Origin of the sequence: Pseudomonas fildesensis, assembly GCF_001050345.1 — a bacterium.
Taxonomy (GTDB): Bacteria; Pseudomonadota; Gammaproteobacteria; order Pseudomonadales; family Pseudomonadaceae; genus Aquipseudomonas; species Aquipseudomonas fildesensis.
Window position 1 is genome coordinate 517,808 of sequence record NZ_LFMW01000012.1, and the last position, 22,106, is coordinate 539,913.

At 61.1% G+C, this 22,106-nt stretch carries 17 protein-coding genes; 6 read left to right on the top strand and 11 right to left on the bottom strand.

Annotation, left to right across the window (positions count from 1 at the left end):
• Positions 1-116: 116 nt before the first annotated feature.
• Together ilvA and ACR52_RS19380 are read left to right on the top strand one after the other, a co-directional pair.
• The gene (gene ilvA / locus ACR52_RS19375; RefSeq protein ID WP_082143183.1) at positions 117-1,139 is read left to right on the top strand and encodes a threonine ammonia-lyase, biosynthetic; all 1,023 of its coding nucleotides are present in this window, start codon (positions 117-119) and stop codon (positions 1,137-1,139) included.
• Positions 1,140-1,395: 256 nt separating this feature from the next.
• Positions 1,396-1,665 (top strand): DUF1652 domain-containing protein, encoded by a 270-nt coding sequence (locus ACR52_RS19380; protein ID WP_048728012.1) that lies wholly within the window; start codon positions 1,396-1,398, stop codon positions 1,663-1,665.
• Here ACR52_RS19380 and ACR52_RS19385 read toward each other — a convergent pair whose 3' ends face one another.
• The 11 genes from ACR52_RS19385 to ACR52_RS19435 all read right to left on the bottom strand — a co-directional run bounded on the left by ACR52_RS19385 (position 1,666) and on the right by ACR52_RS19435 (position 13,684).
• Positions 1,666-2,064, bottom strand: coding sequence for a hypothetical protein (locus ACR52_RS19385; RefSeq protein WP_048728015.1), 399 nt, complete (start codon positions 2,062-2,064; stop codon positions 1,666-1,668).
• A 196-nt stretch (positions 2,065-2,260) separates the two neighbouring features.
• Positions 2,261-2,518, bottom strand: a complete 258-nt coding sequence (locus ACR52_RS19390; protein ID WP_048728017.1) for a DUF2790 domain-containing protein — start codon at positions 2,516-2,518, stop codon at positions 2,261-2,263.
• 140 nt (positions 2,519-2,658) lie between these two features.
• Positions 2,659-3,597 carry a carbohydrate kinase family protein gene (locus tag ACR52_RS19395; RefSeq protein WP_048728020.1) on the bottom strand — a complete coding sequence of 313 codons (939 nt, stop codon included), beginning with the start codon at positions 3,595-3,597 and terminating at the stop codon, positions 2,659-2,661.
• A 12-nt stretch (positions 3,598-3,609) separates the two neighbouring features.
• Positions 3,610-5,091: a xylulokinase gene (xylB, locus tag ACR52_RS19400; protein ID WP_048728025.1), complete on the bottom strand. Its 1,482-nt coding sequence runs from the start codon at positions 5,089-5,091 to the stop codon at positions 3,610-3,612.
• Positions 5,092-5,199: 108 nt separating this feature from the next.
• The gene (locus ACR52_RS19405) at positions 5,200-6,681 is read right to left on the bottom strand and encodes a mannitol dehydrogenase family protein (protein WP_048728185.1); all 1,482 of its coding nucleotides are present in this window, start codon (positions 6,679-6,681) and stop codon (positions 5,200-5,202) included.
• 16 nt (positions 6,682-6,697) lie between these two features.
• Positions 6,698-7,801 carry an ABC transporter ATP-binding protein gene (locus ACR52_RS19410; protein WP_048728029.1) on the bottom strand — a complete coding sequence of 368 codons (1,104 nt, stop codon included), beginning with the start codon at positions 7,799-7,801 and terminating at the stop codon, positions 6,698-6,700.
• A gap of 38 nt (positions 7,802-7,839) precedes the next feature.
• On the bottom strand, positions 7,840-8,670 hold the full coding sequence (locus ACR52_RS19415; RefSeq protein WP_048728032.1) for a carbohydrate ABC transporter permease: 831 nt from the start codon (positions 8,668-8,670) through the stop codon (positions 7,840-7,842).
• 10 nt (positions 8,671-8,680) lie between these two features.
• The gene (locus ACR52_RS19420) at positions 8,681-9,607 is read right to left on the bottom strand and encodes a carbohydrate ABC transporter permease (RefSeq protein ID WP_048728036.1); all 927 of its coding nucleotides are present in this window, start codon (positions 9,605-9,607) and stop codon (positions 8,681-8,683) included.
• Positions 9,608-9,785: 178 nt separating this feature from the next.
• Positions 9,786-11,096, bottom strand: a complete 1,311-nt coding sequence (locus tag ACR52_RS19425; RefSeq protein WP_048728039.1) for an ABC transporter substrate-binding protein — start codon at positions 11,094-11,096, stop codon at positions 9,786-9,788.
• A 321-nt stretch (positions 11,097-11,417) separates the two neighbouring features.
• Positions 11,418-12,323 (bottom strand): AraC family transcriptional regulator, encoded by a 906-nt coding sequence (locus tag ACR52_RS19430; protein WP_048728041.1) that lies wholly within the window; start codon positions 12,321-12,323, stop codon positions 11,418-11,420.
• Between the two features lie 71 nt (positions 12,324-12,394).
• Positions 12,395-13,684 (bottom strand): glycosyltransferase, encoded by a 1,290-nt coding sequence (locus tag ACR52_RS19435; protein ID WP_048728043.1) that lies wholly within the window; start codon positions 13,682-13,684, stop codon positions 12,395-12,397.
• Between the two features lie 159 nt (positions 13,685-13,843).
• On the opposite strand from ACR52_RS19435, the gene tpx reads away from it, so the two are divergent.
• The 4 genes from tpx (at position 13,844) to ACR52_RS19455 (ending at position 22,076) form a co-directional block, all read left to right on the top strand.
• A complete protein-coding gene (tpx, locus tag ACR52_RS19440) occupies positions 13,844-14,344 on the top strand; it encodes a thiol peroxidase (RefSeq protein ID WP_048728045.1) in 501 nt (166 codons plus the stop codon).
• A 231-nt stretch (positions 14,345-14,575) separates the two neighbouring features.
• Positions 14,576-15,874, top strand: coding sequence for an MdtA/MuxA family multidrug efflux RND transporter periplasmic adaptor subunit (locus tag ACR52_RS19445; protein WP_048728049.1), 1,299 nt, complete (start codon positions 14,576-14,578; stop codon positions 15,872-15,874).
• The gene (locus ACR52_RS19450) at positions 15,871-18,972 is read left to right on the top strand and encodes an MdtB/MuxB family multidrug efflux RND transporter permease subunit (RefSeq protein WP_048728052.1); all 3,102 of its coding nucleotides are present in this window, start codon (positions 15,871-15,873) and stop codon (positions 18,970-18,972) included. Before ACR52_RS19445 ends, ACR52_RS19450 begins: the two co-directional genes overlap by 4 nt.
• Positions 18,969-22,076, top strand: coding sequence for an efflux RND transporter permease subunit (locus ACR52_RS19455; protein ID WP_048728055.1), 3,108 nt, complete (start codon positions 18,969-18,971; stop codon positions 22,074-22,076). The genes ACR52_RS19450 and ACR52_RS19455 overlap by 4 nt, the downstream gene beginning before the upstream one ends.
• The last annotated feature ends 30 nt before the right edge of the window (positions 22,077-22,106 follow it).

A 22,106-nucleotide genomic window follows, 5' to 3' on the forward strand; every position in this document is an offset into this window, starting at 1 on the left:
TTATTACCGCCATTCCTCATTTGGCGGGATAGCGCACGGCTGCACCCAAACCCGCCCTAGAGGCGGGTTTTGTTTTTCCGTCTCCAGCGCCCTTTGCACAACGCCAGGAGACACCCATGAGCACCTGTCCCGTCCCCCGCACCGCCGATGCGGGATTGCTTGAACACTATGTGAAAAAGATCCTCGCCGCGCCGGTTTACGACCTGGCCGTGCGCACGCCCCTGCAAGCCGCGTCAGCGTTATCGGCATTGCTCGGCAACCACGTATTGCTCAAGCGCGAAGACCTTCAGCCGACCTTTTCCTTCAAGATTCGCGGTGCCTACAACAAGCTGATGCAACTCACTGACGAGCAACGGGCGCGGGGTGTGGTCACCGCATCGGCAGGCAATCACGCGCAAGGCGTGGCGCTGGCAGCGCGGGAATTGGCGATCAAAGCCAGCATCGTCATGCCCTGCAGCACCCCGGAGTTGAAAGTCCTCGGCGTGCGCTCCCGGGGGGCCGAAGCGGTGCTGCACGGTGAGAGCTTTCCGTTTGCGCTGGCCCATGCGCTGCAATTGGCCGAGACGTCCGGTTGCACCTTCGTCTCACCGTTCGATGACCCGGACGTGATCGCGGGCCAAGGCACCGTGGCCATGGAGATCCTGCGCCAGCAGCAGGGCCCGCTGGACGCTATCTTTGTACCGGTAGGCGGCGGTGGCTTGATCGCGGGCATTGCAGCCTACGTCAAATACCTGCGCCCCGAGGTGCGCATCGTCGGCGTCGAACCCCAGGGTTCCAGTTGCCTGCTGGCCGCCTTGCGTGCCGGTGAGCGCGTGGTGCTGCCCAGCGTCGACGGGTTTGCCGATGGCACCGCCGTGGCGCAGATCGGCGCGTATGGCTTTGAAATCTGCCGCAATTGGGTGGATGAAGTCATCACCGTCAGCAATGACCAGTTGTGCAGCGCGATCAAGCTGATCTACGACGATACGCGCTCCATCACCGAGCCTTCCGGAGCGTTGGCGGTGGCAGGTATTCGCAAGTACGTCCGGGAGACGGGCGCACGTGGGCAGACGTTGGTAGCGGTTAATTCCGGGGCCAATATCAACTTTGATAGTTTGCGATATGTTGCTGAAAGAGTCGCTGCACAAGGCGCTGTTTAAACACGAGGTGCAGGGTTAAACGTTTAATCGAAGCGGTTCGGCGATGATGCGCGCCGAGCGAATTTGAGTTGAACCAAGTTATACAAAACCGCACGGCGCTTATGAGGAAAGGTTACAACGGGATCGGATTTTGCCGAGTAGGCTTGTTGATTGTAAGCGTCTTCCAAGGCTGGAAAGACGTGGCAGGCACGCGCCTGCCAACACCTTGAGTATTGATAACAATCAATTGGCAGTCTCAAAAAAGGAGAGGTTGGCCATGCTTTCGGAATTAGAACTGCGCGGCATTATTGAAGGAAGTTTCCTGCCCAATCGGTGCGAATGCACCAAAGCCGATGATGCTTCCTTGACGATCAAGGTGTATGACCACCGCGACCGTGATCGGGTGCATTTGGAAGTCAAAGGCATAAACGCCGATAAACTCGACAGCAGTCGAGCCCTTTGCAACCTGATCACCGGGTTGCGTGAAGACCTCAAACATTCGCACACACCCGTTTTGCAGCGAGCAGCGGGGCGTGCTTACTACTAGCTAGCGCGACGTTTGAGGTTGAGTCACTGAAGCCTTGTGGGCCTGGATAAACGCCAGGCCCAATACGGTTTCTGTTGCCACTGCCAGCAGAATTCCAGGGCCTGCGTGGCCGCTGATCCACTCACTCAACCCCAGTGCCGCGAGCACAAAACAGCCGGTGATAAACCCAAGGGTCACGGCACGTCGCGTGTCGCAAGGCACAGCATGGCGAATGCGGTAGAACATGACGCCGAGGGCCAGAAACAGCGCGGCGTTGCGTCGAGCGACGAGCCCTGTAGCGCTGGAATATTCCACATCCCACATCAATAACAGCAGGTCAGGGCGCACTCCCCAGATCAATGCGAGGGCGAAGCACAGGCATGCGGTGAAGGTGGCGAGGGTGCGAAAACTCAACGACATGACGAATCCTTTCGGCGTTGTGACAAGAGCGCAAGAATACCCTGTTGTGCGCTATTTGTGATGCCATTTGGAGGCGTTGTCGAGCTTCAGCGAGGCTGCGATGCAGGCGCAGCGGTTTTGCAGGCACACCGAGGCGATCCTATCGCAGCCTCGCTTGAGCTCGACAGCTCCTACATGGATCCGCTTCGTTCATGCCTCAATTCTGGAAGCTGCAGGCATCCGACAGCTTGAGATACCCCACATCTTCAACTTTCCCGGCCTTGTCCACGAACTTGATATCGGCGTCGATGACCTTGCAGTCATTGGTCGGGGTTTCGTTCATGGCAATGACCTTGCTGATGTTCAAGGGCATGCCGTATTGATAGGGCACCGGTTTTTGATCGTCTGCCTGGGCAAGGCCCGAGGATGCCGACAGCGCCAATACGCCGCCCAGCATTAAAGTACGCAGTTTCATGAAGGTTCTCCGCAAGGGGTACGCCTTCAATCTCGGCTTGCGGGATTAACCATCGATTAATGTTGCCGTTGCTGACAAAACCTTCATCTTTGCAGGCCACGGAATACGTGGCCTGCGTGTTGGTTGTTGAGGCGAGTGACTTAGTCGAGTTGTCGGCGATACGGCAGGTCCGGGCCGGTCTTGCCACAGGTCAAGGCGGCAGCGCGAATGGCGAAGGTCAGCATGCTCTCGATCTGCGCGCGGCTCAGCTGTTGCAGCCCTTCCACCGAGTCCAATTGCTGCTCGGTCAGCCAGGCAATCAACGCCGCCTGGAAAGTATCCCCGGCACCGACCGTATCGGCCATCACCACCTTCACTGCCGGTTGCGACCAGGTGCCGTGTTGGCGGCTGAATACACTGGCGCCGTCACCCCCACGGGTGAGGAACACCAGCTGGCAACGGTGCTGCAACCAGCCCTGCAACACGCTTTCCGGCGATTGATCGGGGTAGAGCAGGTGCAGGTCTTCATCGCTGACCTTGATCAGGTCGGCATGCTTGACCAGCTCCGCGACGCGGTCGCGCCACAGCTGGATATCCGGCTGGGGGTTAAGCCGCACGTTGGGGTCGAGGCTGATCAGGCGCTTGCCGCTTTCGCGCTTGACCAGGGTCAGCAGGGTGTCGCCAATCGGCTGTACCACCAACGAGAATGAACCGATGTGCAGCCCGCGAATGTCATCGTCCAATACCGGCAGGTGCGCGACTTCCAGTTGGCGGTCGGCGCAGCCTTCGCCGCGAAAGCTGTATTGCGGCGAGCCGTTGGCGCCCACGGCGACCATCGCCAGGGTGGTCGGTGCGGCGAATTCCACCAGGTAGTCTTCGCTTACCCCTTCATCCTTGAGCACCTGCAACAAGCGGCGCCCGAGGAAGTCGGTGGACACGCCGCCGAACAACCCGGCTTCGATCCCAAGACGGCGTAACCCCACCGCCACGTTGAACGGTGAGCCGCCGGCAATCGCCGTGTAATTGACCTTGGACGCCTGCCCGCTGGCATCCTCCTCGCTGAAAAAATCAAACAGCGCTTCACCACACACCAGATACATAGTCGTTCGCTCTTAAAGGGTTGCAACGTGCTGTTGATAGCGCTCGTAAGCTTGTTGATAGGCACTGACACTGGACGCCACCGGCAGCGTGCGGCTGGCCGGGTCGACACTCACACATTTCTCGCACAGGGCCGCCAGGCTTTCGCCGGACTGGCACCACGCCGCCTGGATCGCCGCGCCCAGGGCCGCGGCTTCGCTTTGTTCGGTGCAGATAACTTCGGTGTTCATGATATCGGCAACCATCTGGCGCCACACCGGGCTTTTTGAACCTCCGCCGATCAAGCGGATGCGCAGGCTTTGCAGGCCGGTCTGGCGCAGCAGGTCGAGGCCGTAACGCAGGCCGAAGGTGGCGCCCTCGACTACCGCGCGGCACAGGTTGGCGCGCGTCAGGTTGGTCATGGTCAGGCCGTGCAGGCTGCCGGTGGCGTGGGGCAGGGCGGGCACGCGCTCGCCGTTGAGGAACGGCAGCATGCTCACGCCGTCGGCGCCAATCGGGGCCTGTTCGACCAGCGCGTTGAACGCGGTGAGGTCGAGCTCGAACAGCTCGCGAATCACCCCGGTGGCGTTGGTCAGGTTCATCGTGCAGATCAACGGCAACCAGCCGCCGCTGGACGAGCAGAACGTCGCGACGGATGCCTGGGGGCTGACATTTGCCTGGTCGGAAAACGCGTAGACAGTGCCCGATGACCCCAGGCTCATGGTGATCACGCCGGAGGCGATATTGCCGGTGCCGATGGCGCCCATCATGTTGTCGCCGCCGCCGCTGGAAACGATGGCATTGGGGTTGATACCCAGGCGTTCGGCGATGGCCGGGAGGATGGTGCCCACGGCTTGATCGGCTTCGATCAGTTGAGGCAGCGCCGCTTCAAGGCGCCCGCTCGGGTCGATGTGCTTGAGCAACGCCACATCCCATTCACGGCTGCGCACGTTGAAGTAGCCGGTGCCCGAGGCATCGCCGTATTCCGCGACGGCGCGGCCGGTGAGCCAGTAATTGAGATAGTCGTGGGGCAGCAGGATATGCGCGATGCGCGCGAAAATGTCAGGGTGCTGCTCACGGGTCCAGAGCAATTTGGACACGGTGTAGCCCGGCGCAATCGCTACGCCCAGGCGTTCCAGCGAGCCGCTTTCGCCACCGAGGTGCTGCAGCAGTCGGTCGTTTTCCGGCGCGGTTTCGGTGTCGCACCACAGCTTGGCGGGGCGCAGCACCTGGCCGCTGTCATCGAGCAATACCAGGCCGTGTTGTTGGCCGGAGACGCCGATGCCGAGGATGTCCTGGCCGTCCACGCCGGCCTGTTGCAGGGCGCGGTGGGTGGCTTCGGTGAAGGCGTCCAGCCATTCCTGGGTGTGCTGCTCGCGGCGGCCATTGGCGCCGCTGATCAGCGTGTGAGCGGCGGCGCCGAGGCCCAGGACCTTGCCGCTGGAGGCGTCGAGGACGATGGCTTTGGTGCCTTGGGTACCGCAGTCGATGCCGAGAAACAGGTTTTGCTGGGTCATGATGATTTGCTCAGCATTATTGTTGGAGTGTCAATGCGGTCCAAATGTGGGAGGGGCGGGAGCAAGTCGAATCGTCGCACCGCCCCTCCCACATTTAACCCAGTTTCTTCAGTTGGTTTTTGCGAGCAGTTGTTTGATCGTCTCGGTGACGCCTTTGTCACGCAGGCTCGCATAGCACCGCTCGAACGCTGCCACAAACTCGGGCGAGTTGGGAATAGCTGTACCAAAAATCTCTTCCACCCCCAGCAAGCGTTTGCTGATCAGCGCATCATCACTCACCAGCCCCTGGCAGAAATCCGCACGCGGATCGGGGATCTTGTAGCTCACCCCGTTCTCATCCACCCCCTTCAAATACAAGGCCCATGCGGCAACCACGAGTGCAGCCCGCTCGGTTTCGCGCCCGTCGGCAATCAACCGATTGATCGTCGGCACGGTGAACTTGGGAAACTTCGACGACCCATCCGAACACACCCGCTCCAACTGGTCGGCAATCGCCTGGTTGGAAAAGCGGTCCACCAGGGTCTGCTTGTAGTCTGTCAAGTCGATACCCGGCACCGGCGCCAGGTTCGGCGTGACGTCCTGGTCCATGTACGCACGCATATACGCCACAAACAGCGGATCGTTCATGGTCTCGTGCACAAACCGGTAACCCTTGAGAAAACCCAGGTACGTCAGGGCCAGGTGGCTGCCATTGAGCAGGCCGATCTTCATCTCTTCATAGGGCGTCACGTCGTCGGTGAACTGCACGCCGACCTTTTCCCACGCCGGGCGACCGTTGACGAACTTGTCTTCCAGTACCCACTGCACAAAGGGCTCGCACACCACGGGCCAGGCATCGTCGATGCCATGTTCGTCATGCAATTGCAGGCGGTGGGCGATGCTGGTCATGGGGGTGATGCGGTCGACCATCGCGTTCGGAAAGCTCACATTGGCCTTGATCCAGTCATGCAGCTCGGCGTTGTGCAGGGCGGCGAAGGCGAGCAGCGCCTTGCGCGTCACGGCGCCGTTGTGTGGCAAGTTATCGCAGGACATCACGGTGAAGGCCGGGGTGCCGGCGGCACGGCGTTGGGTCAGCGCGGCGCAGATAAAGCCGAACACGGTTTTCGGTGCAGCAGGGTGTGCCAGGTCGTGCTGGATCTGCGGCAGGTGGGCCATGAACTCGCCGTTGCTGTCGTCGATGCAGTAGCCGCCCTCGGTGATGGTCAGCGAGACGATACGGATCTGCGGGCTGGCGAGTTTGTCGATCAGCGCCTGGGCGCTGTCTTCGGCCAGCAGCATGTCGCTGATGGCGCCGATCACGCGCACTTCGGTGTCGTCGGTGTCGCCCAATTCATACAGGGTGAACAGGTAATCCTGGCCTGCCAGGTCGTCGCGGGCCTTGCGGTCTTCGGCACGCAGGCCAACGCCGCAGATGCTCCAGTCCAGGCCTTCGCCTAAGTTCATCAGCGCATCGGTGTAGTACGCCTGGTGCGCACGGTGGAAACCGCCGACGCCGATATGCGCGATGCCCTGGGAGGTGCTGGCAATGGCGTAGGCCGGCAGTTTCACTTCGGGCGCCAGCTGGGTGAGGTTCTGCTTATTCAGTTTCATCACAAATCTCGCAAAATCAGGCGGCAGCGCGCAGTGGGCGGGCCACGGCAACGCCATCAGCGTCGAACAGATGGCATTGAGTCGGGTCCAGGTGCAACTGCAGGGTTTCGCCATATTGGCTGGCCATGTCGCCACGGATACGCAGGGTTAACGGCTCTTTGCTGGCGGTGATGACGTGGCAGAAGGTGTCGCTGCCCAGGCGCTCGCCGACGTCGGCGGTGACGGTCAGAGTGGCCTGGCCAGGGGCGGCGATTTCCAGGTGCTCCGGACGAATGCCCAGTGTGACCTCGCCGCCCACGCTCAAGGTCGCGCTGCTCAGGGGCAGGCTGATGCGACCGCCAGCATCCAGTTCGACTTCGCAACCCTGTGCCTCCACGCGAGTGACCTTGCCTTTGAGGAAGCCCATTTTCGGCGTGCCGAGGAAGCCTGCGACAAACAGATTGGCCGGCTGGTGATACAGCTTCAGCGGCGAGCCGACCTGTTCCACGCGGCCGCTGTTCAGAACCACCACCTTGTCGGCCAGGGTCATGGCTTCGACCTGGTCGTGGGTCACGTAGATCATGGTCGCTTGCAGCTCTTTATGCAGGCGCGACAGTTCCAGGCGCATCTGCACGCGCAGGGCGGCGTCGAGGTTGGACAGCGGCTCATCGAACAGGAAAATCTTCGGGTTGCGCACAATCGCACGGCCGATCGCCACGCGCTGTCGCTGGCCACCGGAGAGCTGCTTGGGTTTGCGCTCAAGCAGCGGGCCCAACTCCAGGATGCGGGCCGCTTCGTTGACCTTGCTCTCGACGATTTTTTTGTCGACACCCGCCAGGTCCAGGGCAAACGACATGTTCTTGCGCACGCTCATGTGCGGGTACAGGGCGTAGGTCTGGAACACCATCGCCAGGTCGCGCTTGGCTGGGGTGACTTCGGTGATGTCGCGGCCATCGAGTTCGATGGTGCCTTCGCTGACTTCCTCCAGGCCGGCGATCAGGCGCAGCAGGGTGGATTTGCCGCAGCCCGACGGGCCGACGAATACCACGAATTCCTTGTCGTTCACTTCAAGGTCAATGCCCTTGATGATGGAGAAACCTTCGAAGCCTTTTTGCAGATTCTTGATTTTCAGGTTGGCCATGGGATGGGCCTCCACTTTGAATTTTTATTAAATGTCGGTTATTTCACGGCGCCGAAGGACAAACCGCGCACCAGCTGTTTCTGGCTGATCCAGCCAAAGATCAGGATCGGCGCGCAGGCCAGGGTCGAGACGGCTGACAATTTGGCCCAGAACAAACCTTCGGGGCTGGAGTAGGAGGCGATCAGTGCGGTCAAGGGCGCTGCGTTGGAGGAGGTCAGGTTCAGCGACCAGAAGGCCTCGTTCCAGCACAGGATCAGCGACAGCAACACCGTGGAGGCGAGGCCACCCTTGGCGATCGGCAGCAGCACCCGGACCATTTCCTGCCACAGGGTCGCGCCGTCCAGGCGGGCGGCTTCGAGGATGTCTTTGGGGATGTCCTTGAAGTAGGTGTAAACCATCCAGACCACGATCGGCAGGTTGATCAGGGTGTAGATGATGATCAGTGCAATGCGCGTATCCAGCAGGCCAAGGCTTTTGGCCAGCAGGTAGATCGGCATCAGCACGCCCACCGGCGGCAGCATCTTGGTGGAGAGCATCCACAGCAGCGTGCCTTTGGTGCGCTTGGTTTCGTAGAACGCCATGGAGTAGGCGGCCGGCACCGAGATCAGCAGGCATAGCGCGGTCGCGCTGAACGAAATCAGCACCGAGTTCCAGGCATAGCTGAAGTAGTTGCTGCGCTCGTTGATGTGCAGGTAGTTCTCCAGCGTCGGCGTGAAGATGAACTGCGGCGGTGTGGCGAACGCGTCGATTTCGGTCTTGAAGCTGGTCAGCACCATCCAGAAGATCGGGAAGAAAATCAGGATCGCGATGGCCCAGGCCAACGTGCCGAGCAACAGGCTTTGCAGGCGGCGGGATTGTTGAAGCGTCATGGCGCGGCCCTCAAGGCTTGTCAGTCAGGTTTTTGCCGATCATCCGCACCAGGATGATCGCCGCGATATTGGCGATGACCACGGCAATCAAGCCGCCGGCCGACGCCATGCCCACATCGAACTGCACCAGCGCCTGGTTGTAGATCAGGTAGGCGAGGTTAGTCGAGGCGTAGCCGGGGCCACCGTTGGTGGTGGTGAAGATTTCGGCGAAGACCGAGAGCAGGAAGATGGTTTCGATCATCACCACCACAGCAATCGGGCGCGCCAGGTGGGGCAGGGTCAGGTGCCAGAAGATCGCGATGGCACCGGCACCGTCGAGGCGCGCGGCTTCCTTTTGTTCCTGGTCGAGGGACTGCATGGCGGTCATCAGCAGCAGGATCGCGAAGGGCAGCCACTGCCACGACACAATGATGATGATCGACAGCAACGGGTAATGCGCGAGCCAGTCCACGGGCTCGGCGCCGAAGAACTTCCACACGGCGGCGAGAATCCCCGATACCGGATGGAAAATCAGGTTCTTCCAAATCAGCGCACCGACGGTGGGCATGATGAAGAACGGCGAAATCAACAACACCCGTACCACGCCACGACCGAAGAACTCACTGGCCTCCAGCAGGGCACTGATCAACACACCGAACACCACGCTGATCAGCAGTACGCTGCCCACCAGCAACAGGGTATTGGTGGCGCCGGGCAGGAAGCCGGAGTCGGTGACGAAGTAGGCGAAGTTCTCCAGCCCCACGAATTGGTTTTCGCCGGGATAGAGCAGGTTGTAGCGGATCAGCGAAAAGTACAGGGTCATGCCCAGCGGCACGATCATCCACAGCAGCAGCATGGCGACCGAAGGGGTGACGAGGAACCAGCCGGGGTTGGCCAGGCGGCTTTTGCGCGGCGTTTCAGGCGCGGCGGTTTGCACTTTGGCAGTGGTGGTATTCATGATGATCACAGGCTCGTTATGCGGCGAGGTCCTTGTGGCGAGGGAGCTTGCTCCCGTTGGGGTGCGAAGCGCCCCCAAAACCTGTGTAGGCGATTTCTATATTTACGCCGGCAGGTTTACGTGGGCTGCGCCCACGAACGGGAGCAAGCTCCCTCGCCACAATTGAGACATTTACAGACTATTTGGGATAACCGGCCCGCTTCATTTCGCGTTCGGTGGTGGTCTGCGCTTGCTTGAGTGCGTCGTCGACAGACATTTGCCCGGTCAGCGCGCCCGAGAAGAACTTGCCGACCTGGGTGCCAATCGCCTGGAACTCAGGAATGGTCACCAACTGGATACCGATATACGGCACCGGCTTGAGGGTTGGGTTGGTCGGGTCCGCCACTTTCAGCGATTCCAGGGTCACCTTGGCGAACGGCGCGGCTTTCATGTACTCGTCGCTGTAGGTCGACTTGCGCGTGCCTGGCGGAACGTTGGCAACACCATCGGTCTTGGCGACCAAGGCACCGTATTCCTTGGAGGTCGCCCAACTGGTGAACACCTTGGCAGCGTCCTTGGCCTTGGAACTGGTCGGGATGGCCAGGGACCAGGAGTACAGCCACGAGGTGCCTTTATCGGTCTTCTCGTGCGGGGCGAAGGTGAAACCGACATGGTCAGCCACTTTGCTCTGGGTCTTGTCGGTGACAAACGAGCCGGCGACGCTGGCATCCACCCAGATCGCGCACTTGCCGCTGTTGAACAGCGCCAGGTTTTCGTTGAAGCCGTTGCTGGAAGCACCCGGCGGGCCGGATTTCTTCATATTGTCGACGTAGAAGTTCAGCGCATCCTTCCACTCAGGACCGTTGAATTCCGGCTGCCACTTCTCGTCGAACCAGCGCGCCCCATAGCCGTTGGCCAGGGTGGTGATCAGCGCCATGTTCTCACCCCAACCGGCTTTGCCACGCAGGCACAGGCCGTATTGCTCTTTGGTCTTGTCGGTGAGTGTTGTCGCGAATTCGCTGATCTGGGTCCAGGTCGGGTGCTCCGGCATGGTCAGCCCGGCGTCCTTGAACAGGTCGGTGCGGTAATAAGTGATCGAGCTTTCGGCGTAGAACGGCAGTGCATACAGCGAGCCCTTGACGGACAAACCGTCACGCACGGAAGGGAATACGTCATCGAGGTCGTAGGAAGCAGGCAGGTCCTTCATTGGCTCCAGCCAGCCCTTGGCGCCCCAGAGTGCGGCTTCGTACATGCCGATGGTCAACACATCGAACTGCCCGCCTTGGGTGGCGATGTCGGTGGTCAGGCGTTGGCGCAGCACGTTTTCTTCGAGCACCACCCAGTTCAGCTTGATCTCCGGATGCTCGGCCTCGAAGGTTTTCGAGAGTTTCTGCATGCGGATCATGTCGCTGTTGTTGACGGTGGCAATGGTCAGGGTTTGCGCGCCAAGACTGACGGCGCTGAGGGTCATGCAGGTGCAGGCAAGCAGAGCTTTTACTGTGAACTTCATCGCGCACTCCATTTCCGCGCCCGGAAGGCTACAGAAGGACAGTTATTGTTGTTGTGTCTTCCTACAAGGAGTCAGGAAGAGTGTGCGTTGATTACAGCCTTGAAATGGGGTTGTGACAAATCCTTGGGCGCACTTGGACTGATACTTTTTTGCACTCGGTCTCAACGTGCTGAAGCGGTTAACTTGATCGTTCCCACGCTCTGCGTGGGAATGCATCCCGTGACGCTCTGCGTCACCGTTGCACAGTCTTCAAACCTTGCATGGCGGGACGCGGAGCGTCCGGAGCGGCATTCCCACGCAGAGCGTAGGAACGATCAATCATTAAGCCAGGTTTTGCTCGGTGAGCCTTTGCACCGCCAGGCGTCGGTAGTGGGACGGCGTCATGCCTTTAAGCTGCTGAAAGCGCCGGTTGAAGTTGGAAATGTTGTTGAAGCCCGATTCAAAACACACGTCTGTGACCGCCTTGTCACCGTCAGCCAGCAACTCGCAGGACTTGCTGATGCGCAACCGGTTCACAAACTCGATAAACGTGCGTCCCGTCGCCTGTTTGAATACGCGCGAAAAGTACGTCGGCTTCATCCCCAGATAGTCCGCCACTTCCTCCAGCGGTAACTCCCGCGCGTAATGCGCGAAAATGTAGTCCACCGCGCGGTTGGTGCGGTCGATGCTGTGCTCGTCGGCCAGCTGCGGCGTGGTCACGCCGGACAGCAATTGGTAGTCCTCACACGCGCTCAACACTTCCAGCAGGATAAAGAAGTGCCCCAGGCGCGCCATGCCTTTGGCGTCCTCAATGCGTTGCATCAGGCTCATGGCCTGGGCGATGGTCTTTTTGCAGCGAAACTCGATGCCGTACTGCGCGCGTTCCAGCAGCGGTGCCAGGGTCTTGAGTTCAGTAAATATCTGGCTGCCGCCCTCGAACAGGTCATCGGTGAAGTTCACCAGCATGTCGCGCTTGGGCACCACTTCGTCTTCTTCGACCTGGCTGATCCAGTTGTGGGGCAAGTTTGGGCCGGTGAGGAACAGGCTTTCAGGGTAGAAATTGCCGATGTAATCGCCGATAAACACCTTGCCGGAACTGGCGACGATCAGGTGCAGCTCGTATTCCTTGTGGAAATGCCAGCGCACCAGCGGGCAGGGGAAACCGTGCTGGCGATAGATGATGGACAGACCGTTGTGATCGTCCATCAGCTCGTAGGAAGGGTCGGTGATTCGCGTTGCTCGGGTCATGCTGCCGTCGCTTTATTGTGATTGCGACCTGAATAATGCCCCCTTGCGCGCGACCCTGTCAGCCTCGGTGTTTATACGATGCGGTTTTTTGCCTCGATCCACTGAGACATGTATTGCGTACTTTTATGCGCGTGATGGCGCAGCATGCTGCCGGTGAAGTTATCCCGGCGATGGGCGGCGAGGCGGTTGCGGCACTGTTCCAGGCATTCCACCAACGCCGGGCCGTGGACGTTCTGGTCGTAGCGGCGAGCAAGCAACTGGCGGCCGTGTTCCTGGACCTGGGTCCACCGCTTGCGGTCCTGATACAGGGCCACGGCGGCGGCAGCGAGGGCAGGGGCGCTGTGTTCGATCATCCCCGGCCAGGGCTGTTCATCGCCCATGGCCTCGGCGCCGATGGGCGTAGTGATGCTCGGCGTGCCACACAGCATCGCGTCCACCAGCTTGCCCTTGATACCCGCGCCGAAGCGCAAGGGTGCCAGGCAGATGCGCGCAGCAGACATCACTTGCAGGGCGTCTTCAGCCCAGTTCATCACATGAAAGCCCTGGGCCGGGTTGTGCAGCGCAGTAGCCTTGGGCGGCGTGTAGGCGCCATAGATGTGCAACTGGGCGCCGGGCAGTTGCTGGCGGATCAGCGGCCACACGCTGTTTTTCATCCAGAGCACCGCATCCCAGTTAGGCGCGTGGCGGAAGTTACCGATGCTGAGGAAGTGCGCGCGGTCTTCAAACGGCGCAAAGGCCTCGGTCGGCGGTTCCAGCATCAGCGGGCACCCGTGGAGCAGGGCGGCGGGCACCTTGAACTGCTCGGTGAGCATGCGGATTTCCACGTCGGAGATCATCAGGCTGATGTCGCAGCGGTAAATGGCGGCAATCTCGCGCTTGGCCAAGTCGGTGTCTGCCATCAACTGGAATTCTCCCTCCAGTGCGGGGGCGAACAGGGCGCCGAAGTCGTCGCCGTCCGGATCGGCCTTGAGGTGGTCCTTAAGGCGCTGGTGACGGGCGTCGCGCAGGCTTTGCAGGTCAGAGGTTTCCAGCACGCGCAGGGCGTCGGGGCAATGTTTTTCGACGCGCCAGCCGAACTGTTCTTCCATCATGAAACGGTCAAACAGCACAATGTCCGGGGCCAGTTCGCGAATAAAGTCGTCGAAACTGCTGTTATTGAGCTCGATCGCGCACTCGGCGATGCCCAGTGTCAGCAAGTCAGCCTTGTGCTCGCCAAGCGCGGCCGGGCTGCTGAAGGTGATGTTCCAGCCCGCGTCCAGGAAACTCTGCAGAATCTGCATCATGTGCCCGCCGGCGGCCGAGGAGCGGGGTTCTGGCCAGACATAACCAATGACCAAAACTTTTGTGGCGGGCTGATTCATCAACAACGGTTTCCTTGAAGTGCGGGCGAAAAGCGCGCAATTAAACCACAACCGCATGGCATGACAATTTGTGTCTGGCGGTAGGTAGCCACGGCACTTTGTGGTTAACTTCGGCCTCTCGAATTCGTTTAACCAAAACCCAGCATAAGGATTCTGTTCATGGCTCAAGTCACCCTTCGTGGTAACCCTGTCCAGGTTGAAGGCGATCTGCCGAAAGTCGGCACCAAAGCTGAAGACTTCACCCTGACCGCCGGCGATCTGTCGGAAGCAACCCTGGCCACCTTCGCCGGCAAGCGCAAAGTGTTGAATATCTTCCCAAGCGTTGATACCCCGACCTGCGCGACTTCGGTTCGCAAGTTCAACGCCCAGGCCAACGATGTGGAAAACACCGTTGTGCTGTGCATCTCCACTGACCTGCCATTCGCCCAAGCGCGTTTCTGCGGCTCCGAAGGCCTGGAAAACGTTAAAAACCTGTCGGACTTCCGCGACGCTGCCTTCGCCGTCGACTACGGTGTTGCGATCGTTGACGGCCCATTGAAAGGCCTGACCGCCCGTGCCGTCGTGGTACTGGATGAAAACGACAACGTGCTGCACAGCGAATTGGTATCTGAAATCGGCCAAGAGCCTAACTACGAAGCAGCCCTGGCTGTTTTGAAATAACTGTTTCGGCGCATTACTGTCGTCTGGCAGTAACACGCGTGATACATGATTGCGGCCTGGCCTAGTCCAGGCCGTTTTTATTTACCGGTCAGACGCTTAGCGAAATAGCCTGCGGACTAAGCTCAAAAGTTAAAAGTTGTAAGCCCAAGGTAAATAGCCGGTAAAGGCGCTTTTCTTAACGCGCCCCAGTGCTTATCTTTCAGCCTCCCAAAGTAGAAGCTCTCGCCCCCAATGGTTGATCACTCCATGCAATCCTCCCCCCGTAAGTCCCGCCGCTGGATGTTCGGCCTGCTTGTGCTGCTGGTTATCGCCGGCCTGTGCTGGAAATTCTGGCCCGGCGGCGTTGCCCACAAAGACGCACCGGCCGGTCACACCAGCAAGACCGGCATGGCGCGCCCGGGCTTCGGTGGCTCCACCGGCGCAGTGCCGGTGCGCGTGGCGCCGGCGGTGCAGGGGGAGTTCCCGGTGTACTACAAGGCCTTGGGCACGGTAACCGCGCTCAATACCATCAATGTGCGCAGCCGGGTGGGCGGAGAGTTGGTCAAGATCGCCTTTGAAGAAGGGCAGATGGTCAAGGCCGGTGACCTGCTGGCCCAAATCGACCCGCGCAGCTACCAGAACGCCTTGCTCCAGGCCCAGGGCACGCTGATGCAGAACCAGGCCCAGCTGAAAAACGCCCAGGTCGACGTCGAGCGTTATCGCGGCCTCTACGCCCAGGACAGTATCGCCAAGCAAACCCTGGACACCGCCGAAGCGCTGGTCCTGCAATACCAGGGCACCGTCAAGACGAACCAGGGCGCGGTGGATGACGCCAAGCTCAACCTCGAATTCACCAGAATCCGCGCGCCTATCACCGGCCGGGTCGGTTTGCGTCAAGTCGACGTGGGCAACCTGGTGGCCGCCAACGACACCACGTTCCTCGCCGTGATCACCCAGACCCAGCCGATCAGCGTGGCCTTCACCCTGCCGGAAAATACCCTGGAAACCGTGCTCGCCCGTTACCACGCCGGCAACAAGCTGCCGGTCGAAGCCTGGGACCGTGGCGACGCCAAGCGCCAGGCCACTGGCGTGCTGCAAAGCCTCGACAACCAGATCGACGTGACCACCGGTACCCTGAAGTTCAAGGCCCGCTTCGATAATAAGGACCAGGCACTGTTCCCGAACCAGTTCGTCAATGTGCATCTGCTCGCCGACACCTTGCACAATGTGGTGCTGGTACCTTCCGCGGCGATTCAGTTTGGCAACACCGGCACCTTTGTCTACAAGCTCGACGGCGACAAGAAGGTCAAGGTCCAGCCGCTGGTGGTGGGTGACAACGATGGCGACAACACTGTGGTCAAGGAAGGCCTGGTCGCCGGAGACCGCGTGGTGCTCGAAGGCACCGACCGTCTCAAGGAAGGTAGCGAAATCGAAGTGGTCAACGACAGCAGCCAAGTGCCGACCACCCCGACTGAACACCTGCAAGGCAAGCCGGCAGCAAAAGGGGAGACCGGGGCTGACGCCGGCAAGGCGCAAAAGGTCGGTTCATGAACCTGTCGCGGCTGTTTATCCTTCGCCCGGTCGCCACCACGCTGAGCATGCTGGCCATTGTCCTGGCCGGCATCATCTCCTATCGCCTGTTGCCGGTCTCGGCCTTGCCCCAGGTGGATTACCCGACCATCCGGGTGATGACCCTTTACCCCGGCGCCAGCCCGGACGTGATGACCAGCGCGGTCACCGCGCCCCTGGAGCGCCAGTTCGGGCAAATGCCCGGCCTGACCCAGATGGCGTCGACCAGCTCCGGCGGCGCGTCCGTACTCACCCTGCGCTTCAACCTCGACATCAACATGGATGTCGCCGAGCAACAGGTTCAGGCCGCGATCAACGCCGCCACCAACCTGCTGCCCAAGGATTTGCCGGCGCCGCCGGTGTACAACAAGGTCAACCCGGCGGACACCCCGGTGCTGACCTTGGCGATCACTTCCAAGACCATGTTGCTGCCCAAGCTCAATGACTTGGTCGACACCCGCATGGCGCAGAAAATCGCCCAGATCAGTGGCGTCGGCATGGTCAGTATCGCCGGTGGCCAGCGCCAGGCCGTGCGCATCAAGGTCAACCCCGAGGCCCTGGCGGCCAACGGCTTGAACCTCTCGGACGTGCGCACCCTGATCGCCGCGTCCAACGTCAACCAGCCCAAGGGCAACTTCGACGGTCCCACCCGCGTATCAATGCTCGACGCCAACGACCAGTTGGTCTCGCCTCAGCAATATGCCGAACTGATCCTTGCCTACAACAATGGCGCGCCGCTGCGCCTTAAAGATGTGGCGCAGATCGTCGACGGCGCCGAAAACGAACGCCTCGCCGCGTGGGCCAATGAAAACCAGGCTGTGCTGCTGAACATCCAGCGCCAGCCGGGTGCCAACGTGATTGAGGTGGTCGATCGCATCAAGGCGCTGTTACCGAGCATCACCGACAACCTGCCTGCCGGCCTTGACGTCACTGTACTCACCGACCGCACCCAGACCATCCGCGCCTCGGTTACCGATGTGCAGCACGAATTGCTCATCGCCATCGCCCTGGTGGTGATGGTCACGTTCCTGTTCCTGCGCCGGGTCAGCGCCACGATCATTCCGTCCATCGCCGTGCCGCTGTCGCTGATAGGCACCTTTGGCGTGATGTACCTGGCGGGCTTCTCCATCAACAACCTGACGCTGATGGCCCTGACCATCGCCACCGGGTTTGTGGTGGACGACGCCATCGTGATGCTGGAGAACATTTCCCGCTATATCGAGGAAGGCGAGACGCCGATGGCCGCTGCGCTCAAGGGCGCCAAGCAGATCGGCTTCACCCTTATTTCCCTGACCCTGTCGCTGATCGCGGTATTGATCCCGCTGCTGTTCATGGCCGACGTGGTCGGGCGACTGTTCCGCGAATTCGCCATCACCCTGGCGGTGGCGATCCTGATTTCCCTGGTGGTGTCCCTGACCCTGACGCCGATGATGTGCGCGCGCTTGCTCAAGCGCGAACCCAAGGAAGAGGAACAAAGCCGTTTCTACAAGGCCAGCGGCGCCTGGATCGACTGGATGGTCGAAGCCTACGGCCGCAAGTTGCAGTGGGTGCTCAAGCACCAGCCGCTGACCCTGCTGGTGGCCATCGCCACCCTGGGCCTGACGGTGGTGTTGTATCTGGTGGTGCCCAAGGGCTTTTTCCCGGTGCAGGACACCGGCGTGATCCAGGGCATTTCCGAGGCGCCGCAGTCGATTTCCTTTGCTGCGATGAGCCAGCGCCAGCAGGCGTTGGCGAAGATCATCCTCGCCGACCCTTCGGTGCAAAGCCTGTCGTCGTATATCGGTGTGGATGGCGACAACGCCACCCTTAACAGTGGCCGCTTGCTGATCAACCTCAAGCCCCATGGCCAGCGCGACTTGAGCGCGGCCCAGGTGATCACGCGCCTGCAACCGGAAATCGACAAACTCGTGGGCATCCGCCTGTTTATGCAGCCGGTGCAGGACTTGACCATCGAAGACCGTGTCAGCCGTACCCAGTACCAGTTCAGCATGTCCTCGCCGGACTCAGAGCTGCTGGCCCTGTGGAGCGGCAAGCTGGTGCACACCCTCAGCCAGTTGCCCGAGCTCACCGACGTCGCCAGCGACCTGCAGGACAAAGGTTTGCAGGTGTACCTGGTAATCGACCGCGATGCGGCTTCGCGCCTCGGCGTCAGCGTGTCGACCATCACCGATGCGCTGTACGACGCCTTTGGCCAACGGCAGATTTCCACGATTTACACCCAGGCCAGCCAGTACCGGGTGGTGTTGCAGGCCCAGACGGGTGAAACCCTGGGCCCGGATGCGCTGAACCAGATCCATGTAAAAACCACCGACGGCGGCCAGGTGCGGCTGTCGAGCCTGGCCCGGGTGGAACAGCGTCAGGCGCAGTTGGCGATTGCGCATATCGGCCAGTTCCCGGCGGTGATGATGTCCTTCAACCTGGCCCCCGGCGTCGCGCTGGGCAAAGGCGTGGAGCTGATCAACCAGGCCCAGAAAGACATCGGCATGCCGGTAGGCGTGCAAACCCAATTCCAGGGCGCTGCCCAGGCGTTCGAGGCGTCGCTGTCGAGCACCTTGCTGCTGATCCTGGCGGCGGTGGTCACCATGTACATCGTGCTCGGCGTGCTCTATGAGAGCTATATCCACCCGATCACCATCCTCTCGACCTTGCCTTCGGCGGCGGTGGGGGCCTTGCTGGCCTTGCTGCTCAGCGGCAATGACCTGGGGATGATCGCGATCATCGGCATCATCTTGCTGATCGGTATTGTGAAAAAGAACGCGATCATGATGATCGACTTCGCCCTCGACGCCGAACGCAACCAGGGCCTCGACCCGCAGACCGCGATCTACCAGGCGGCGCTGTTGCGTTTCCGGCCGATCCTGATGACTACCCTGGCCGCGCTGTTCGGTGCGGTGCCGCTGATGCTGGCCACGGGTTCCGGTGCGGAATTGCGCCAGCCCCTGGGCCTGGTGATGGTCGGCGGCTTGCTGGTGAGCCAGGTGCTGACGCTGTTCACCACACCGGTGATCTACCTGTACTTCGATCGACTTGGCCGGCGCTGGCGCAAAGAGCCGCAGAGCCTGGAGCCGGTTGAGTCATGAACCTGTCCGGACCTTTCATCCGCCGGCCGGTAGCGACCATGCTGCTGAGCCTGGCGATCATGCTGCTGGGCGGCGTCAGCTTCAATTTGCTACCGGTGTCGCCGCTGCCGCAGATCGACTTCCCGGTCATCGTGGTGTCGGCCAGCTTGCCCGGCGCGAGCCCCGAGGTGATGGCATCCACCGTTGCGACGCCGCTGGAGCGTTCGTTCGGTGCGATTGCCGGCATCACCACCATGAGCAGTTCGTCGAGCCAGGGTTCGACGCGGGTGATCCTCGCGTTCGACTCCGACCGCGATATCAACGGTGCGGCGCGGGAAGTGCAGGCGGCGATCAACGCCTCGCGCAACCTGCTGCCCAGCGGCATGCGTAGCATGCCCACCTACAAGAAAATCAACCCGTCCCAGGCGCCGATCATGGTGCTGTCGCTGACCTCGGACGTGTTGCAAAAGGGCCAGCTCTACGACCTGGCCTCGACCATCCTCTCGCAAAGCCTGTCCCAGGTGCCGGGTGTGGGCGAAGTGCAGATCGGCGGCAGCTCCCTGCCTGCGGTGCGCATCGAGCTCGAACCCAAGGCCCTCGACCAGTACGGCGTGGCCCTGGACGATGTGCGCAACACCATCGCCAACGCCAACCAGCGCCGGCCCAAGGGTTCCCTGGAAGACGGCGAGCGCAACTGGCAGATCCAGGCCAACGACCAGCTGGAAAAAGCCAAGGACTATGAGCCGCTGCTGATTCGCTACCAGAACGGCGCAGCCCTGCGCCTGGGCGACGTGGCCAAGATCAGCGACGGCGTGGAAGACCGCTACAACAGTGGTTTCTTCAACAATGATTCGGCGGTGCTGCTGGTGATCAACCGCCAGTCCGGCGCCAACATTATCGAGACCGTCAAGCAGATCAAGGCGCAGTTGCCGGCGTTGCAGGCGGTGCTGCCGTCCAGCGTCAAGCTCAGCCTGGCCATGGACCGCTCGCCGGTGATCACCGCGACCTTGCACGAAGCCGAGATGACGTTGCTGATCGCCGTGGTCCTGGTGATCCTGGTGGTGTACCTGTTCCTCGGTAACTTCCGCGCCTCGCTGATTCCGACCCTGGCGGTGCCGGTGTCGCTGGTGGGCACCTTTGCGGTGATGTACCTGTTCGGTTTCTCGTTGAACAACTTCTCGCTGATGGCGCTGATCCTCGCCACCGGTCTGGTGGTCGACGATGCCATCGTGGTGCTGGAGAACATCTCCCGGCATATCGACGAGGGCGTGCCGCCGATGAAGGCGGCGTACCTGGGGGCCAAGGAGGTCGGCTTTACCTTGCTGTCGATGAACGTGTCGCTGGTGGCGGTGTTCCTGTCCATCCTGTTTATGGGCGGGATCGTTACCAACCTGTTCCGCGAGTTTTCCATCACCCTGTCGGCGGCGATCATCGTATCGCTGATTGTGTCGCTGACCCTGACGCCCATGCTCTGCGCGCGCTGGCTCAAGCCCCACGTCAAAGGCGAGATGACCGGGTTGCAGCGCTGGAGCCAGAAGGTCAACGACCGCATGGTGGCCGGCTACGCCACCAGCCTGGACTGGGTGCTACGCCATCGGCGCCTGACGCTGCTCAGCCTGTTGATCACTGTGGGCGTGAATATCGCCCTGTACGTGGTCGTGCCGAAAACCTTCATGCCCCAGCAGGACACCGGGCAGTTGATCGGGTTTGTGCGCGGCGACGACGGGCTGTCGTTCAGCGTGATGCAGCCGAAGATGGAAATTTACCGCAAGGCGGTGCTGCAAGACCCGGCGGTGCTCAGCGTGGCCGGGTTTATCGGCGGTAACAGCGGCACCAACAACGCGGTGATGCTGGTGCGCCTCAAGCCCATCAGCGAACGCAAGATTTCCGCCCAGGCCGTGATCGAGCGCTTGCGTAAAAGCGTGCCGCTGGTGCCGGGCGGGCGCCTGTTCCTGATGGCCGACCAGGACCTGCAATTCGGCGGCAGCCGTGACCAGTCCAGCGCGCAGTATTCCTACATCCTGCAAAGCGGTGATCTGGCGGCTTTGCGCCTGTGGTACCCGAAAGTGGTGAGCGCCTTGCGCGAACTGCCGGAGCTCACCGCCATCGACGCCCGCGAAGGCCGAGGCGCCGCCCAGGTCACGCTGATCGTCGACCGTGACCAGGCCAAGCGCCTGGGAATCGATATGGACATGGTCACGGCGGTGTTGAACAACGCCTACAGCCAGCGGCAGATTTCCACGATCTACGACAGCCTCAACCAGTACCAGGTAGTGATGGAGGTCAACCCTAAGTACGCCCAGGACCCGATCACCCTCAACCAGATGCAGGTGATCACTTCCACCGGGGCGCGGGTGCCGTTGTCGACCATCGCCCATTACGAAAACAGCCTGGCGGATGACCGCGTCAGCCACGAAGGCCAGTTCGCCTCGGAAAACATTGCCTTCGACATGTCGCCCGGCGTGACGGTGGAGCAGGGCACCGCTGCCATTGAGCGGGCGATTGCCAAGGTCGGCTTGCCGGAAGACGTGATCGCCAAGATGGCCGGCACCGCCGATGCTTTCGCGGCCACGCAGAAGGGCCAGCCGTTCATGATTCTCGGCGCGCTGGTGGCGGTGTATCTGGTGTTGGGCATTCTGTATGAAAGCTACATCCACCCGCTGACGATTCTCTCGACGTTGCCGTCGGCCGGGGTCGGGGCCTTGCTCTCGATCTACCTGCTGGGCGGTGAGTTCAGTTTGATCTCCCTGCTGGGGCTGTTCCTGCTGATCGGGGTGGTGAAGAAAAACGCGATCCTGATGATCGACCTGGCGCTGCAACTGGAGCGCCATGAGGGCATGAGCCCGCTGGAGTCGATTCGCAGCGCTTGCCTGTTGCGCTTGCGGCCGATTCTGATGACCACGCTGGCCGCGATCCTAGGCGCCTTGCCGCTGTTGCTCGGCACGGCCGAAGGCGCGGAAATGCGCCAGCCCCTGGGCCTGACCATTATCGGCGGCCTGGTGTTCAGCCAGATCCTGACCCTCTACACCACCCCGGTGGTTTACCTTTATCTCGACCGCGCGCGCCACCGCTTCAACGCTTGGCGCGGCGTGCGTACCGATGCTGCCCTGGACACTGCGCTATGACCGATTCAATCAACGCCAATTCACCGCAGC

Bases quoted from the DNA above. Each gene is read 5' to 3' on its own strand.
- ACR52_RS19390 (WP_048728017.1), bottom strand. From the start codon at position 2,518: ATGAAACTGCGTACTTTAATGCTGGGCGGCGTATTGGCGCTGTCGGCA.
- ACR52_RS19385 (WP_048728015.1), bottom strand. From the start codon at position 2,064: ATGTCGTTGAGTTTTCGCACCCTCGCCACCTTCACCGCATGCCTGTGC.
- ACR52_RS19410 (WP_048728029.1), bottom strand. From the start codon at position 7,801: ATGGCCAACCTGAAAATCAAGAATCTGCAAAAAGGCTTCGAAGGTTTC.
- ACR52_RS19435 (WP_048728043.1), bottom strand. From the start codon at position 13,684: ATGAATCAGCCCGCCACAAAAGTTTTGGTCATTGGTTATGTCTGGCCA.
- ACR52_RS19430 (WP_048728041.1), bottom strand. From the start codon at position 12,323: ATGACCCGAGCAACGCGAATCACCGACCCTTCCTACGAGCTGATGGAC.
- ACR52_RS19420 (WP_048728036.1), bottom strand. From the start codon at position 9,607: ATGAATACCACCACTGCCAAAGTGCAAACCGCCGCGCCTGAAACGCCG.
- ACR52_RS19450 (WP_048728052.1), top strand. From the start codon at position 15,871: ATGAACCTGTCGCGGCTGTTTATCCTTCGCCCGGTCGCCACCACGCTG.
- ACR52_RS19395 (WP_048728020.1), bottom strand. From the start codon at position 3,597: ATGTATCTGGTGTGTGGTGAAGCGCTGTTTGATTTTTTCAGCGAGGAG.
- xylB (WP_048728025.1), bottom strand. From the start codon at position 5,091: ATGACCCAGCAAAACCTGTTTCTCGGCATCGACTGCGGTACCCAAGGC.
- ACR52_RS19445 (WP_048728049.1), top strand. From the start codon at position 14,576: ATGGTTGATCACTCCATGCAATCCTCCCCCCGTAAGTCCCGCCGCTGG.
- ACR52_RS19425 (WP_048728039.1), bottom strand. From the start codon at position 11,096: ATGAAGTTCACAGTAAAAGCTCTGCTTGCCTGCACCTGCATGACCCTC.
- tpx (WP_048728045.1), top strand. From the start codon at position 13,844: ATGGCTCAAGTCACCCTTCGTGGTAACCCTGTCCAGGTTGAAGGCGAT.
- ACR52_RS19380 (WP_048728012.1), top strand. From the start codon at position 1,396: ATGCTTTCGGAATTAGAACTGCGCGGCATTATTGAAGGAAGTTTCCTG.
- ilvA (WP_082143183.1), top strand. From the start codon at position 117: ATGAGCACCTGTCCCGTCCCCCGCACCGCCGATGCGGGATTGCTTGAA.
- ACR52_RS19415 (WP_048728032.1), bottom strand. From the start codon at position 8,670: ATGACGCTTCAACAATCCCGCCGCCTGCAAAGCCTGTTGCTCGGCACG.
- ACR52_RS19405 (WP_048728185.1), bottom strand. From the start codon at position 6,681: ATGAAACTGAATAAGCAGAACCTCACCCAGCTGGCGCCCGAAGTGAAA.
- ACR52_RS19455 (WP_048728055.1), top strand. From the start codon at position 18,969: ATGAACCTGTCCGGACCTTTCATCCGCCGGCCGGTAGCGACCATGCTG.